Annotated in this window: 13 protein-coding genes and 1 riboswitch; of the genes, 9 read left to right on the top strand and 4 right to left on the bottom strand. The window is 71.4% G+C overall.

What is annotated here, in order from left to right:
* Positions 1–119 precede the first annotated feature (119 nt).
* Both nagA and Saso_RS16960 read right to left on the bottom strand, forming a co-directional pair.
* Positions 120–1,343 carry an N-acetylglucosamine-6-phosphate deacetylase gene (gene nagA, locus Saso_RS16965; protein WP_189921179.1) on the bottom strand — a complete coding sequence of 408 codons (1,224 nt, stop codon included), beginning with the start codon at positions 1,341–1,343 and terminating at the stop codon, positions 120–122.
* Positions 1,343–2,284, bottom strand: coding sequence for an ROK family protein (locus Saso_RS16960; RefSeq protein WP_189921177.1), 942 nt, complete (start codon positions 2,282–2,284; stop codon positions 1,343–1,345). The genes nagA and Saso_RS16960 overlap by 1 nt, the downstream gene beginning before the upstream one ends.
* A gap of 165 nt (positions 2,285–2,449) precedes the next feature.
* Here Saso_RS16960 and Saso_RS16955 point away from each other — a divergent pair, with 165 nt between their 5' ends.
* From Saso_RS16955 to otsB, 3 genes are all read left to right on the top strand, one after another.
* Complete coding sequence (locus Saso_RS16955; protein ID WP_455567684.1) at positions 2,450–3,739, top strand: ABC transporter substrate-binding protein; 1,290 nt, start codon at positions 2,450–2,452, stop codon at positions 3,737–3,739.
* 67 nt (positions 3,740–3,806) lie between these two features.
* On the top strand, positions 3,807–4,070 hold the full coding sequence (locus Saso_RS16950; protein WP_189921175.1) for a DUF3263 domain-containing protein: 264 nt from the start codon (positions 3,807–3,809) through the stop codon (positions 4,068–4,070).
* Positions 4,071–4,154: 84 nt separating this feature from the next.
* Complete coding sequence (otsB, locus tag Saso_RS16945; RefSeq protein ID WP_189921173.1) at positions 4,155–5,027, top strand: trehalose-phosphatase; 873 nt, start codon at positions 4,155–4,157, stop codon at positions 5,025–5,027.
* Here the strand turns inward: otsB and Saso_RS16940 are convergent.
* Positions 5,015–6,427, bottom strand: a complete 1,413-nt coding sequence (locus Saso_RS16940) for an alpha,alpha-trehalose-phosphate synthase (UDP-forming) (RefSeq protein WP_189921171.1) — start codon at positions 6,425–6,427, stop codon at positions 5,015–5,017. The two genes, otsB and Saso_RS16940, sit on opposite strands and share 13 nt — an antisense overlap.
* A gap of 168 nt (positions 6,428–6,595) precedes the next feature.
* The gene (locus tag Saso_RS16935; protein WP_189921169.1) at positions 6,596–7,567 is read right to left on the bottom strand and encodes a glucosyl-3-phosphoglycerate synthase; all 972 of its coding nucleotides are present in this window, start codon (positions 7,565–7,567) and stop codon (positions 6,596–6,598) included.
* Between the two features lie 169 nt (positions 7,568–7,736).
* Positions 7,737–7,902: riboswitch (SAM riboswitch) on the top strand.
* 18 nt (positions 7,903–7,920) lie between these two features.
* Here Saso_RS16935 and thrC point away from each other — a divergent pair.
* The 6 genes from thrC (at position 7,921) to Saso_RS16905 (ending at position 14,432) form a co-directional block, all read left to right on the top strand.
* Positions 7,921–9,219 (top strand): threonine synthase, encoded by a 1,299-nt coding sequence (thrC, locus tag Saso_RS16930; RefSeq protein ID WP_189921167.1) that lies wholly within the window; start codon positions 7,921–7,923, stop codon positions 9,217–9,219.
* A gap of 65 nt (positions 9,220–9,284) precedes the next feature.
* Entirely contained in the window at positions 9,285–9,560 is a 276-nt protein-coding gene (locus Saso_RS16925) for a MoaD/ThiS family protein (protein WP_189921165.1), read from the top strand.
* 473 nt (positions 9,561–10,033) lie between these two features.
* Positions 10,034–10,240 carry a cold-shock protein gene (locus Saso_RS16920; protein ID WP_007493268.1) on the top strand — a complete coding sequence of 69 codons (207 nt, stop codon included), beginning with the start codon at positions 10,034–10,036 and terminating at the stop codon, positions 10,238–10,240.
* 323 nt (positions 10,241–10,563) lie between these two features.
* Complete coding sequence (gene groL, locus Saso_RS16915; RefSeq protein WP_189921163.1) at positions 10,564–12,186, top strand: chaperonin GroEL; 1,623 nt, start codon at positions 10,564–10,566, stop codon at positions 12,184–12,186.
* A gap of 235 nt (positions 12,187–12,421) precedes the next feature.
* Positions 12,422–13,549: an NADH:flavin oxidoreductase gene (locus tag Saso_RS16910; RefSeq protein ID WP_189921161.1), complete on the top strand. Its 1,128-nt coding sequence runs from the start codon at positions 12,422–12,424 to the stop codon at positions 13,547–13,549.
* 28 nt (positions 13,550–13,577) lie between these two features.
* Positions 13,578–14,432, top strand: coding sequence for a metallophosphoesterase (locus tag Saso_RS16905; protein WP_189921159.1), 855 nt, complete (start codon positions 13,578–13,580; stop codon positions 14,430–14,432).

Raw genomic sequence — 14,432 nt, 5'->3', positions numbered from 1 at the left:
GAGGGTGTGTGCGTGACGGGTTCCGGAGACTTCGTGGTTCCGGTTGCCTGATCATGCCAAAGACACGGCGACCGGCCCAGTGCGCGGGTCGGCCACCGTGACCCCGAGGGGCGGGCAAATCAGGCCAGTTGGGGATCGATCACCCAGTCGCCCTTGCGCATCACGCCCTTGAGCTCGAAGTTCTCGTCCAGCAGGACCAGATCGGCGTCCTTGCCGGGCTCCAGCGAGCCCACCCGGTCGTCGATGCCCAGCAGCCGTGCCGGGTTGGCGGACAGGGCGGCCACCACGTCCTCGACGGCGAGCCGGTCGATCGTCACCGCCCGCTGGAAGGCACGGTCCTGGGTGAGGGTGGAGCCGGCGATCGAGCCGCCCTCCACCAGCCGGGCCACGCCCTCGCTGACCTCGACCTCCAGCGGACCGAGCAGATAGCGGCCGTCGCCGATGCCGGCCGCGTCCATCGCGTCCGTGATGAACGCCACCCGGCCGGGGCCCGCGTGACGGAACGCCAGCTCCAGCGCGGCCGGGTGCAGGTGGGTGCCGTCGTTGATGAGCTCGACCGTGACCCGCTCGTCCTCCAGGAGCGCTGCGATCGGGCCGGGGGCGCGGTGGCCGAGGGGCGGCATGGCGTTGAAGAGGTGCGTGGCCACGGTGGCTCCGGCCTCGATGGCCTGAACCGTCTGCTCGTACGTCGCGTCCGTGTGGCCGACGGCGGCGATCACACCGTGCTCGGCGAGGAGCCGTACGGAGTCCAGTCCGCCGGGGAGTTCCGTCGCCAGGGTCACCATGCGGGCCTGTCCGCGCGCCGCGTCGATCAGCTTGCGCACGTCCGCCGGGTCCGGGTGGCGCAGCAGTCCCTCGGAGTGCGCGCCCTTGCGGCAGGGCGAGATGAAGGGGCCCTCGAAGTGGATGCCGGCGAGGTCGCCCTGTTCGGCGAGCTCGCTCAGCAGTCCGGCCTGGCGGACCAGGACGTCCATCTCGTCGGTCACGGTCGAGGCGACGAGGGTGGTGGTGCCGTGCAGCCGGTGGGTGTGGATGGCCTTGCGCACCTCCTCGGCGGTGCCGGAGAAGGAGGCTCCGCCGCCGCCGTGGTTGTGCAGGTCCACGAAGCCGGGGACCAGCCAGTGGCCCGTCGCGTCGAGCTCCGTCGCGGCGCCCCGGGGGGTCCCGTGCGGGGCGTTCGGCGCGATGCGGGTGCCGTCGATCGTGACGCGGCCGTCGGGGACCGTGCCGGTGGGGAGCACCACCCTCGCGCCGGTGAGTACCCGACTGCGTGCGCCGGTCGCGGGCTGCGGATGCGTCGTGGCTGTTCGCGCAGTTCCCCGCGCCCCTGGAGGGGTGGCCATCAGGGTGTTACCTCCGTACCGTCGGTTGAGTTGAGGAGATCCCAGGCCAGGAGGCCCGCGCCCAGGCAGCCCGCGCTGTCGCCCAGGGCCGCCGGGACTATCTCCGGCAGCTTCTGGAAGGTCACCCGCCGGCGGACCGCGTCCCTCAGCGGGGTGAAGAGTGTCGCGCCCGCCTCGGCGAGGCCTCCGCCGATGACGAGCGTGCGGGGGTCCAGCAGGGTGAGGGCGGTGACCAGGCCGTCGGCGAGCGCGTCCACGGCCCCCTGCCAGATCCGGACGGCGTTCGGGTCGCCGGACGTGACGGCTTTCGCGCAGTCCGCCGCGTCCGCCTCCGGGTCCCCGCAGGCGGCCGCCCAGGCCTGGCTCACGGCGGACGCCGACGCGAACCGTTCGAGACAGCCCTGCTGCCCGCAGGGGCACGGGCTGCCGCCGGGGCGTACGACGATGTGGCCGATCTCCCCCGCGAACCCGTGGGCGCCCGCCTCGACCCGGCCGTCGACGCCGATGGCGCCGGCGATGCCGGTGCCCAGCGCGACGAAGAGGAACCGGTCCGCGCCCCGGGCCGCCCCGATCCGGCCCTCGGCGAGGCCGCCGGTGCGCACGTCGTGCCCGAGGGCGACGGGAGCGCCGAGGCGGTCGGCGAGCAGGGCGCGCAGGGGTACGTCCCGCCAGCCCAGGTTGGCCGCGTAGGCGGCGACGCCGTTCGCCTCGTCGACGATGCCGGGCACGGCGACACCGGCCGCCGCGGCGGGTTCGCCGTACCTCTGGACGCCGTGTCCGCGCAGGTCGGCGGCGAAGTCGAGGATGCCGGCGACGACCGCGTCGGGTCCCCGCTCGCGGCCGGTCGGCCGGCGGTCCTGGTGCAGCAGTGTGCCGTCCGCGCCGACCAGGGCGGCCTTCATCCCGGTGCCGCCCACGTCGAGGGCGATGACATGTCTCACGGTGACAGTGTGGACCGAGGACCCGCGAGAGGTCTAGTCCACTCGCGGCCAGGGGGAGTACCGTGCCGCCCCGGAGGCCCGAAAGAGGTCTAGTCCACAGGAGTGGTGTAGACCTTGATCCGGATAACGGTCCATTGGTATGAGCAATCAGTTGGGAGCACCACGGTGCAGCGCCGGGCACGGAAGTCAGGAACGATCACGGGAACGGTCGCGGGGGTGTCCGCCCTCGGCATGGCCGCGGTCCTCACCGGCTGCGGGCTGTCCGGCGGCTCCGACGACGTCACGCTGAGACTCGTCGCCGCCGACTACGGCGACAGCGGCGCCAACAGCTCGCAGAAGTACTGGGACGGGCTCGTCGAGGCGTACGAGAAGAAGCACCCCGGTGTCACCGTCGACGTGACCGTCCACTCGTGGAACGACGTGGACGCCAAGGTCAAGGAGATGGTCGACGCGGGCAAGGCGCCCGACATGGCCCAGATCGGCTCCTACGCCGACTACGCGGCCGCCGGCAAGCTCTACAAGGTGAGCGATCTGCTCTCCATCCCCGTCGAGGCCGACTTCGTGCCCCAGCTCGCGAACGCGGGCGAGGTCCGCGGGGTGGGCTACGGCATGCCGTTCGCCTCCTCCACCCGCCTGCTGTTCTACAACAAGACCCTCTTCGCGAAGGCCGGCATCCAGGCGCCGACCACCTGGGCCGAACTGGCCGAGGACGCGAAGGCGCTGAAGCGCGACGGTGTCGCCTACCCGTACGCGCTGCCCCTCGGGCCCGAGGAGGCGCAGGCCGAGACCCTCCAGTGGATGCTCAGCGGAGGGGGCGGCTACACCCAGACCGCGAGCGCCTACAGCCTCGACTCCGCCGAGAACGTCAAGACCTTCGACTGGCTGCGGGACGACCTCGTCGGCAAGGGGCTCACCGGGCCCGTCGCGCCGGGCAAGCTCAACCGGGCCACCGCGTTCGCCGCGTTCGCCGCCGGGGACGTGGGCATGCTCAACGGGCACCCCTCGCTGATGAAGGCCGCCGCCGCCAAGGGCGTGAAGTTCGGCATGGTCCCGATGCCGGGCGCGGAGGGCCCGAGCAAGGTCTCCATGGGCGTCGCCGACTGGATGACCGCCTTCCGGCAGAACGGGCACGCAGAGGAGGTCGGCGACTTCCTCGACTTCGTCTACGACGAGAAGAACGTGCTGGCCTTCTCCCGCGAGTACGACCTGCTCCCGGTGACCGGCTCGGCCTCCCTGACCATGGGCGCGGCCCCGCAGGACGCCGACCTCAAGCCCTTCCTCGACGAACTCCCGCTCTCCGAGACCTATCCGGTCGGACGGACCTCCTGGGCGAAGGTCAGCGCGGACATCAAGCAGCAGATCGGCCGGGCCGTGGCCCCCGGCGGCGACCCGGCTGCGGTGCTGGGCGAGCTCCAGACCGCGGCCACCACGCTGGACGTCGGCGTGGGCGGCTGAGCCGAGGACGCCGCCGGGCACCGCACCCCGCGGGGCCGATGTCGGTGCCCGGCGTTACCGTGCGGGCATGGAGCACGCGGACGAGGAGCGACGGGCACGCGCCGAGGGGCTCGGCGCGGCCGAGCGGGGGATCCTCGCCCTGGAGGGGCGCGGATTCTCCGGCCCGGGCGCCAAGGAACGGGCGATACGCGAGGAGCTGGACCTGTCCCCGGTCCGCTACTACCAGCTGCTCAACGCCCTCCTGGACGACCCCCGGGCCCTCGCCCACGACCCGGTCACGGTGAACCGGCTGCGCCGGGTCAGGGAGACCCGGCGCGGCGAGCGGCAGTAGCCGACCGGCACGCGGCAGCGGTGGGGCGGGGATCGCGGGCGGGGGGAGCGCGGGCCACGGGCGTGCGTTGGCTATCGTCGGCGTATGGGCACCCACGAGACGCACTCCACGGAACCCGGCTCCTCCACCCCTCCCGTTCCGGTGACCGCGGCGGGCCGTGACGCGCTCGACGCGATCACCGGCCGGCCGTCCGACGCCCTCGTCGCGCTCGACTTCGACGGCACCCTCGCGCCGATCGTCGAGGACCCGAAGGACGCCCGGCCGCATCCCGACGCCGTTCCCGTGCTCGCGGAGCTCGCGCCGAAGGTCGCCGCCGTGGCCGTCGTCACGGGGCGGCCCGCCGAGGTCGCCGTGCAGCACGGCGGGTTCGCCGGGGTCGAAGGGCTGGAGCACCTCTGCGTCCTCGGCCACTACGGCGCCGAACGCTGGGACGCCCGGACCGGCGCCCTCACCGCGCCGGCTCCGCACCCCGGAGTGGCCGCGGTCCGTGCCGAACTCCCGCGGGTGCTGGCCGCCGCAGGCGACCGGCCGGGCGTCTCGGTCGAGGAGAAGGGGGGCCGGGCCGTCGCCGTCCACACCCGCCGCGCCGACGACCCCCGGGCCGCCTTCGAGGCCCTGCGGGCGCCCCTCGCCGAACTCGCCGCCCGGCACGGCCTGATCGTCGAACCCGGCCGGATGGTCCTGGAGCTGCGCCCGCCGGGCATGGACAAGGGCGTCGCCCTGCTGGAGCACGTCCGCGAGACCGGCGCGCGCTCGGTCCTCTACGCCGGCGACGACCTCGGCGACCTGCCCGCCTTCGCCGCCGTGGAGAAGCTCCGCGCGGACGGCGTCCCCGGACTGCTGGTGTGCAGCGGCAGCGCCGAGGTCGGCGAACTCGCGGCCCGCGCGGACCTCGTCGTCGACGGTCCCGCCGGGGTCGTCGGGCTGCTGAGGTGGCTGGCCGGTCAGGCCGGCTGAATCTCCCGCAGGGCGGTCAGCTGGTCCAGGAACCACTTGGCCGGGGGCAGCGCGGTCGCCGCGGCCGCCAGCCGCTTCGTGCGCTCGGCCCGCTCCTGCGGCTCCATGCTCAGCCCCTCGTGCAGGGCGCGGGCGGTCTCCAGGATGTCGTACGGGTTCACCGTGATCGCGTCGTCGCGCAGCTCCCAGTAGGCCCCGGCCTCCCGGGACAGGACCAGCGCGCAGCCCTCCTCGGAGACCACCGGGACCTCCTTGGCGACCAGGTTCATGCCGTCGCGGATCGGGTTCACCAGGGCCACGTCCGCCAGCCGGTAGGCGGCCAGGGAGCGGGCGAAGTCGTCCTTGAGGTTCAGCAGGACCGGGGTCCAGCCCGGGGTGCCGTACTGCTCGTTGATCTCCTCGGAGAGGCGCTGCACCTCGGCCATGTAGTCGCGGTAGACGGCGAGGTCCTGGCGCGAGGGGTAGGCGAACGCCACGTGGACGACCCGCTCGCGCCACTGCGGCCGGTCCTCGAGGAGCTGCCGGTAGGCCAGCAGCCCGCGCACGATGTTCTTCGACAGCTCGGTGCGGTCGACCCGCACGATCGCCTTGCGTCCCTCGCCGATCTCCGTGCGGAGCTCCGCCAGCCGTTCGTCGACGTCCGGCCGGTGCGCGCGCTCGCGCAGGAAGTCGGCGTCGGCGCCCAGACCGTGCACCCCGATCCGCGTCTTGCCCGGTCCGCCCGCGAACTCCGTGCAGCACGCGGCGAACGCGTCCGCCCAGCGGCGGGTGAGGAAGCCAAGGCGGTCGGCGCCGAGCATGCCGTGCAGCAGCTGCTCGCGGATGTCCGCGGGCAGCAGCGCGAAGTAGTCCACGGGCGCCCACGGCGTGTGCGAGAAGTGGCCGATCCGCAGGTCGGGGCGGAGCTCGCGGAGCATCCCGGGGACCAGGCACAGGTGGTAGTCCTGGACCAGGACGGCCGCGCCGTCCGCGGCCTCCTCCGCCAGTGCCTGCGCGAACGCCCGGTTGTAGGTCTCGTACGACGCCCATCGACGGCGGAACTCCGCGTCGAAGGCGGGCTCCAGCGGTGTCTGGTAGAGCAGGTGGTGCACGAACCACAGCACGGAGTTCGCGATGCCGTTGTAGGCGTCGGCGTGCACGTCGGCCGGGACGGCCAGCATGCGCACGCCGTCCTCGCCCACCCCGCGCCGGACCGCCTCCCGGTCGCCGTCGGAGAGCGCCGAGCACACCCAGAGGGCGCCCGCGTCGGGCCCGATGGCCGACAGGCCGGAGACCAGCCCGCCGCCACCGCGTTTCGCGTGCAGCGAGCCGTCCTCGCCGACCTCGTAGGAGACGGGGCCGCGGTTGGACGCGACCAGCACCTCGGCGGTACGGGCGGCAGTGTCGTGCGTGGAAGCCATACGCCTCAACCTAGCCCGGTCCGTAAACACTCAAACGTACGGTCGCACTGCGTGGACGGGTCGTTTCCGGCCGTATATCGAGGCGTTCGACCGCTATGACGACTTCCGGACATTTTATGCCGTTTCCGGCCGGACGCGCCGCCCCGACGGGCGCGGCACGTCCCGCGCTCACGCGACCTTGCGGGTCGCGTACTCCGCGATCTCCGCCATCGGCGGGCGTTCCTCGGTGTCCACCGAGTAGGTGCGCGGCTCGAAGCCGTCCCCGCTGCGCTCGAACTGGGTGAGGGACGGGCGGATCAGATGCCCGCGGGCCAGCCGCAGCTGCGCGGTGCGGTAGATGGCGGCCGCCATCCGGCCCAGCGCCTGGCCGTCCTGGTGGCGGTGCTTGCGCACCCCGACGTCCACCTGGGCCAGGGCGTCCAGACCCACCAGGTGCAGGGCGTCGACCAGCATGCCCAGCTCCACGCCGTAGCCGACGGGGAAGGGCAGCTGCTCCAGCAGAGTGCGGCGGGCCGCGTACTCGCCGCCGAGCGGCTGCACGAACCCGGCCAGCTGCGGCCAGTGCATGTTGAGCAGCGGGCGCGCCATCAGTTCGGTGACCCGTCCGCCCTGGCCGGCCCGCCTGCCGCCGCCGGGGAGGGCCGACTCGGTGCCCAGCGGCCGGTCGTACATGGCCTTGACCAGGTCCACCCCGGGATCGGTGAGCAGCGGGCCGACGATCCCCGACACGAAGTCGGAGGAGAACTCCCGCAGGTCGGCGTCGACGAAACAGACGATGTCCCCGGTGGTGACCAGCAGCGAGCGCCACAGGACCTCGCCCTTGCCGGGCACGGCCGGTATGCGCGGCAGGATGTCGTCGCGGTGGACGACCCGCGCGCCGGCCGCCGCGGCCACCTGGGACGTGCGGTCGGTGGAGCCGGAGTCGACGACGACGATCTCGTCGACTAGGGGGACCTGGTGCATGAGGTCGTGCCGGATGACCGCGACGATGTCACCGACCGTCTCCTCCTCGTTCAGCGCGGGCAGGACGACGGACACCGTCTGGTTCGTGGCGCGCTTGGCGGCCAGGATCCGGTGCAGGGGACGGTCGGTCAGGGACCAGGAGCGGGTGGTGAGCCAGCGCTCGGTTTCCGGCAGCACGGTCTGCGGCTCCTCACTGTCGTGATCACACAGGGCGCACGCAGGGTGACCGTGTGATCCATCTCGCGGTTCGGACGACTATCTCAACTGTCCTGGCCTTCGGTTACAGTCTTGAACAACGCGGGTGACCATCGCATGTCCGAGGTCGCCCTCGTCCACAACTTCATACCGCTCATCCAGAGGGGCAGAGGGATACGGCCCGATGAAGCCCCGGCAACCCTCCAGCCGGTCTCGTGACGACCACCGACGACGTCGGTGCTCGCTCCGCGGGGCTCCCGGCTCGGGAAGGTGCCAAATCCGTCTCACGACGAGATGCGTCGTGAGGAAGATGAGGAGAAAGGGCCTCGCCTCACATGGCTGCGCAGACTGTTGCAAGCACCACCGACTCTACGACGATCCCTGCTGCCGACCTCGGTCCGGCCACCGCGCTGAGCTGCCGCGAGTGCGGTCACCGGGTGCCCCTCGGTCCGGTCTTCGCCTGCGAGGAGTGTTTCGGCCCGCTCGAGATCGCGTACGACTTCTCCTCCTACGACCCGGAGGAGCTCCGCAAGCGCATCGAGGCGGGACCCGCGAACATCTGGCGCTACGCGCCGCTGCTGCCCGTCCCGGCGGACGTGGCCGACAAGCCCAACATCAACCCCGGCTGGACCAAGCTGGTGCGGGCCGACAACCTCGCCCGCGAACTGGGCGTCGACGCCGGCAAGCTGTTCGTGAAGGACGACTCCGGCAACCCGACGCACTCCTTCAAGGACCGCGTCGTGGCCCAGGCCATCGAGGCCGCCCGCGCCTTCGGCTTCACCACCTTGTCCTGCTCCTCCACGGGCAACCTGGCCGGCGCCGTGGGCGCGGCCGCCGCCCGGGCCGGTTTCCGGTCCTGCGTGTTCATCCCGCACGACCTGGAGCAGGGCAAGGTCGTCATGGCCGCGATCTACGGCGGCGAGCTCGTCGGCATCGAGGGCAACTACGACGACGTCAACCGCTTCTGCTCGGAACTCATCGGCGACCCGGCGGGCGAGGGCTGGGGCTTCGTCAACGTCAACCTGCGGCCGTACTACGCCGAGGGCTCCAAGACCCTGGCCTACGAGATCTGCGAGCAGCTCGGCTGGCGGCTGCCCGACCAGCTGGTGGTGCCGATCGCCTCCGGCTCGCAGCTCACGAAGATCGACAAGGGGCTCCAGGAGCTGATCAAGCTGGGCCTGGTCGAGGACAAGCCGTACAAGATCTTCGGTGCGCAGGCCGAGGGCTGCTCCCCGGTGTCCGCCGCCTACAAGGCCGGCCACGACGTGGTGCGCCCGCAGAAGCCGAACACGATCGCCAAGTCGCTCGCCATCGGCAATCCCGCGGACGGTCCGTACGTCCTGGACATCGCCCGCCGCACGGGCGGCGCCGTGGAGGACGTGAACGACGAGCAGGTGGTCGACGCGATCAGGCTGCTGGCCCGGACCGAGGGCATCTTCGCCGAGACCGCCGGGGGTGTGACGGTGGGGGTGACGCGCAAGCTGATCGAGAACGGACTCCTCGACCCGGCGCTCACCACCGTCGTGCTGAACACCGGCGACGGCCTGAAGACGCTGGACGCGGTGGCCGACAGCGGCCTGACGGCGACCATCCGCCCGACCCTGGAGTCGTTCCGGGACGCGGGTCTCGGCTGAGAGACCCGATCCAGACAGCCCCGCGCCCCTTCGGGGGCGCTCCGCCCGACCGGAGGTCGAAAGCAATGAGCGTCACCGTCCGCATCCCCACCATCCTCCGCACCTACACGGGCGGCGTCGCCGAGGTGAAGGCCGAGGGGGCCACCCTCGGCGAGGTCATCTCGGACCTGGAGAAGAACCACACCGGCATCGGCGCCCGGGTCCTGGACGACCAGGGCAAGCTGCGGCGGTTCGTCAACGTGTACGTGAACGACGACGACGTCCGCTTCGAGCAGGGTCTGGAGACGGCGACGCCCGACGGCGCGGGCGTCTCGATCATCCCGGCGGTCGCCGGAGGCTGATCGGGGCGGGCGGCGACTGACCGTCGTTCAGTACCCATCGGTAGTAACCGTCGGTAACAGTGATTACCGAGTGTTCATCGAATTGCCCTCTCCGCGATAGAAGCGGAGGGGGCAATTCAGTGTGATTGAGCGCGGTACAGTTGGGGAACCCGGTCCCGATCACCGGAGCCGGTGCCTTTTCTTTCTGCCCGCAGCCCGACAAGAAGCAGCCAAAGTGCGCGCCTCTTTCGTGGCTTTTGCGGCCTTTGCGGGGCCCGACTTGCCCTCAATTCAGGCGAATTCTCGCCACATTCCGGATCCCTCGCGTCCGGAATTCTCGTCCGACTGACCTGTTGCAGACGGCAGTTGGACAGATACATTCAGCCGCGGTCGACGCGTTCCGGCGCACGCCCCCAAGCCAACCGGGGGGTGAGGTCTGACCCGGATCCGCGAAGTGCGGGTCTGTGCAAGGGCCAGTAATAGGGGAGTTAGGCATGGCTCAGGGCACCGTCAAGTGGTTCAACGCGGAGAAGGGGTACGGCTTCATCGCGGTCGACGGTGGTGCGGATGTTTTCGTCCACTACAGCGCGATTCAGATGGACGGCTACCGCACCCTGGAAGAGGGTCAGCGGGTCGATTTCGAGATCTCGCAGGGCCAGAAGGGGCCGCAGGCGGACATGGTCCGTCTCGCGACCGGCTGAAGCACGCGCCGACTGACAGCGTCGTTCTTCTGTGCATCTGTCGAAGGGCTCGCACCTCCTGGGGGGTGCGAGCCCTTCGGTCTGTCCGCGGGGGTCCGCGGACGCCCGCGAGGGGGCCCCGGTCCGGCGAAGGCGCTTGCACTCTCCTGGGTCGAGTGCTAATCATTGGCGTTAGCACTCTGAAGGTGAGAGTGACAACGAGGACCGGGTCGGTGAGGCCCGCAGGCCAGGTGGGGCAAGGAACCACGAGGCCGGCGAGCCGTCCGTCGCGGGCGCCAGCGCGGTCCGGAGCAATCCACCCCAGTCCGGGAGGACCACTTCACATGGCCAAGATCATCGCGTTCGACGAGGAGGCACGGCGCGGCCTCGAGCGCGGCATGAACCAGCTCGCGGACGCCGTGAAGGTGACGCTCGGTCCCAAGGGCCGCAACGTCGTCCTCGAGAAGAAGTGGGGCGCCCCCACGATCACCAACGATGGTGTCTCCATCGCCAAGGAGATCGAGCTCGAGGACCCGTACGAGAAGATCGGCGCCGAGCTGGTCAAGGAAGTCGCCAAGAAGACGGACGACGTCGCCGGTGACGGTACGACCACCGCGACCGTCCTCGCCCAGGCCCTGGTCAAGGAAGGCCTGCGCAACGTAGCCGCCGGCGCCAACCCGATGGCCCTCAAGCGCGGTATCGAGAAGGCCGTCGAGGCCGTCTCCGGTGCCCTGCTCGAGCAGGCCAAGGATGTCGAGACCAAGGAGCAGATCGCCTCCACGGCCTCCATCTCCGCCGCCGACACGCAGATCGGCGAGCTCATCGCCGAGGCGATGGACAAGGTCGGCAAGGAAGGCGTCATCACCGTCGAGGAGTCCCAGACCTTCGGTCTGGAGCTGGAACTCACCGAGGGCATGCGCTTCGACAAGGGCTACATCTCGGCGTACTTCGCCACCGACATGGAGCGTATGGAGGCCGTCCTCGACGACCCGTACATCCTGATCGCGAACTCCAAGATCGCCAACGTCAAGGACCTGCTCCCGCTCCTCGAGAAGGTCATGCAGGGCGGCAAGCCGCTGCTGATCATCGCCGAGGACGTCGAGGGCGAGGCCCTGTCCACGCTGGTCGTCAACAAGATCCGCGGCACCTTCAAGTCCGTCGCGGTCAAGGCCCCGGGCTTCGGCGACCGCCGCAAGGCGATGCTGAACGACATCGCCATCCTCACCGGTGGCGAGGTCATCTCCGAGGAGGTCGGTCTCAAGCTCGAGAACACGACCCTCGACCTGCTCGGCAAGGCCCGCAAGGTCGTCATCACCAAGGACGAGACGACCATCGTCGACGGTGCCGGCTCCTCGGACCAGGTCGCCGGCCGGGTCAACCAGATCCGCGCCGAGATCGAGAACAGCGACTCGGACTACGACCGCGAGAAGCTCCAGGAGCGCCTGGCGAAGCTCGCCGGCGGTGTCGCGGTCATCAAGGCCGGTGCCGCCACCGAGGTCGAGCTCAAGGAGCGCAAGCACCGCATCGAGGACGCCGTCCGCAACGCGAAGGCCGCCGTCGAGGAGGGCATCGTCGCCGGTGGTGGCGTCGCACTCATCCAGGCGTCCGCCGTCTTCGAGAAGCTGGAGCTCGAGGGTGACGAGGCGACCGGCGCCAACGCCGTGCGCATCGCGCTCGAGGCCCCGCTGAAGCAGATCGCCGTCAACGGTGGTCTCGAGGGTGGCGTCGTCGTGGAGAAGGTCCGCAACCTCCAGGTCGGCCACGGCCTGAACGCCGCGACCGGCGAGTACGTCGACATGATCGCCGAGGGCATCATCGACCCGGCGAAGGTGACGCGTTCCGCCCTGCAGAACGCCGCGTCCATCGCCGCGCTGTTCCTGACCACCGAGGCCGTCATCGCCGACAAGCCGGAGAAGGCCGCCGCGCCCGCCGGCGGCGGCATGCCGGGCGGTGACATGGACTTCTGATCGATCTCACGATCGATCGCCTGTCCTTCGGACCGAGGGCGGTACCTCCCGGAAACGGGCGGTACCGCCCTCGGGCGTTTCCCGGGCCACGGGCCGGCAACTGCCGCGTGGCCGGGATCACAGGCTCCTGCCGCCGGGGGGCGGAATGGCCAGGTGCGGCGCCGGGTTCCAGTGGGAGAGGCACTCAATGCATGTGCACATACCCACCGGTCCATCGTCCCGAGGAGTCCCCCACGTGAGCATCACCCCGCCCGCCCCGTCGCGCGCCGCCGAGATCCTCTCCCGGCCGGTCTCCCTCAACGGGCTGACCGTCCCGAACCGCATCGCGATGGCGCCGATGACGCGCATGTTCTCCCCGGGCGGCGTCCCCGGCGAGGACGTCGTGTCGTACTACGGCCGCCGGGCCGCCGCAGGTGTCGGTCTCATCGTCACCGAGGGGACGTACGTCGGGCACGAGTCCGCGGGGCAGAGCGACCGGGTGCCGCGATTCCACGGCGAGGAGCAGCTCGCGGGCTGGGCGAAGGTCGCCGAGGCGGTGCACGCGGGCGGCGGGACGATCGTGCCGCAGCTGTGGCACATCGGCATGGTGCGCAACCAGGGTGAGCCGCCGTTCGCGGACGCGCCCGCCGTCGGGCCCTCCGGCATACGGGTCGACGGAACCGAGGGCGCCGGCAAGGCGATGACCCAGCGCGACCTGGACGACGTCATCGGCGCGTTCGCCGAGGCCGCGGCCGCCGCCGAGCGGATCGGCTTCGACGGCGTCGAGCTGCACGGCGCCCACGGCTACCTCCTCGACCAGTTCCTGTGGGCGGGCACCAACCGCCGCACCGATGCCTACGGCGGCGACCCGGTGGCCCGTGCGAAGTTCGCCGCCGAGGTCGTGGCCGCCGTGCGGGAGACCGTCTCGGCCGAGTTCCCGATCATCTTCCGCTACTCGCAGTGGAAGCAGGAGGCCTACGACGCGCGGCTCGCCGAGACGCCCGAGGAGCTGGAGGCCGTCCTCGCCCCGCTCGCCGCCGCCGGCGTCGACGCCTTCCACGCCTCGACCCGCCGCTACTGGCTCCCCGAGTTCGACGGTTCCGACCTGAACCTCGCGGGCTGGACGAAGAAGCTCACCGGCAAGCCCACCATCACGGTCGGTTCCGTCGGCCTCGACGGCGACTTCATCAAGGCCTTCGCGGGCGAGGGCTCCCCGGTCAAGGGCATCGACGACCTCCTCGACCGGCTGGAGCGCGACGAGTTCGACATGGTGGCCGTCGGCCGGGCGCTGCTCCAGGACCCGGAGTGGGCGGCCAAGGTCCTCGGCGGCCGTCTCGACGAGCTGAAGCCCTACGACGCCGCCGCGCTGCGCACCCTCAGCTGAGCGTCAACTCGCGGGTAGTGTCCGGGAGATGAGAATCCTGCATCTCTCGGACACCCACATCGGACGCGTCGACGGCCCCGAGGGCGACCCCGTCGACGCGACCGATTCCCTGCGGCTCCTCCTCGACGCGCTCCGCCACCAGCGGGAGGTGGACGCGGTCGTCGTCACCGGCGATCTCGCCGACGACGGCTCGGTCGAGGCGTACACGACCGTGCGGGAGCTCGTCGGTGCCTTCGCGCGCTCCCTGGACGCGCCCGTCTTCTACACCACGGGCAACCACGACGAGCGGTCCGCCTTCGCGAAGGTGCTGGGCGACGGGCATCCGGACGCGGAGCTGACCCTCGCCGGCGCCGAGCGCGCGGCCGTCAGCACGGTCGGCGGCTGGCGGTTCGTCACCCTCGACTCACTGGTGCCCGGCAAGGTCCACGGCCGGCTCGGCGCCCGCCAACTGGACTGGCTGCGCGAGGTGCTCAGCACCCCCGCCGAGCGGGGCACCGTCGTCGCCTTCCACCACCCCCCGATCGCCCTCGACGTCTCGGCCACCCAGCGGGTCTTCGGACTGCGCGACCCCGGGGAGCTGGCGGAGGCCGTCCGGGGGAGCGACGTGCGCGTCCTGCTCACCGGCCACTTCCACCTCCAGCTCTTCGGGCTGCTGGCCGGCGTGCCGGTGTGGGTGACGCCGGGGGTCGTCAACCGCATCGACCTGACGACCGCGCCCGGCACCGAGCGGGCCGTGCGGGGCGCTTCCGCCTCCCTGGTGGAGCTGGGCGGCGGGACGGGGCCGATGTTCCACACCCTGCACGCCCGCGATCCGCGCGCCCACGAGACGGTCTACGAACTCGACGAGGAGCGGACCCGGGAGATCATCGCGCGCCACGGCTGA

Source organism: Streptomyces asoensis, assembly GCF_016860545.1.
Lineage (GTDB): Bacteria > Actinomycetota > Actinomycetes > Streptomycetales > Streptomycetaceae > Streptomyces > Streptomyces asoensis.
Note: the sequence above shows the minus strand (reverse complement) of the source record. Positions and strands in the feature narration are given on the sequence as shown.

What these genes read in the sequence shown, in the direction of transcription:
- nagA (WP_189921179.1), bottom strand. Translation starts at nt 1,343, where the DNA reads ATGGCCACCCCTCCAGGGGCGCGGGGAACTGCGCGAACAGCCACGACG.
- Saso_RS16950 (WP_189921175.1), top strand. Translation starts at nt 3,807, where the DNA reads ATGGAGCACGCGGACGAGGAGCGACGGGCACGCGCCGAGGGGCTCGGC.
- otsB (WP_189921173.1), top strand. Translation starts at nt 4,155, where the DNA reads ATGGGCACCCACGAGACGCACTCCACGGAACCCGGCTCCTCCACCCCT.
- Saso_RS16940 (WP_189921171.1), bottom strand. Translation starts at nt 6,427, where the DNA reads ATGGCTTCCACGCACGACACTGCCGCCCGTACCGCCGAGGTGCTGGTC.
- thrC (WP_189921167.1), top strand. Translation starts at nt 7,921, where the DNA reads ATGGCTGCGCAGACTGTTGCAAGCACCACCGACTCTACGACGATCCCT.
- Saso_RS16925 (WP_189921165.1), top strand. Translation starts at nt 9,285, where the DNA reads ATGAGCGTCACCGTCCGCATCCCCACCATCCTCCGCACCTACACGGGC.
- Saso_RS16920 (WP_007493268.1), top strand. Translation starts at nt 10,034, where the DNA reads ATGGCTCAGGGCACCGTCAAGTGGTTCAACGCGGAGAAGGGGTACGGC.
- groL (WP_189921163.1), top strand. Translation starts at nt 10,564, where the DNA reads ATGGCCAAGATCATCGCGTTCGACGAGGAGGCACGGCGCGGCCTCGAG.
- Saso_RS16905 (WP_189921159.1), top strand. Translation starts at nt 13,578, where the DNA reads ATGAGAATCCTGCATCTCTCGGACACCCACATCGGACGCGTCGACGGC.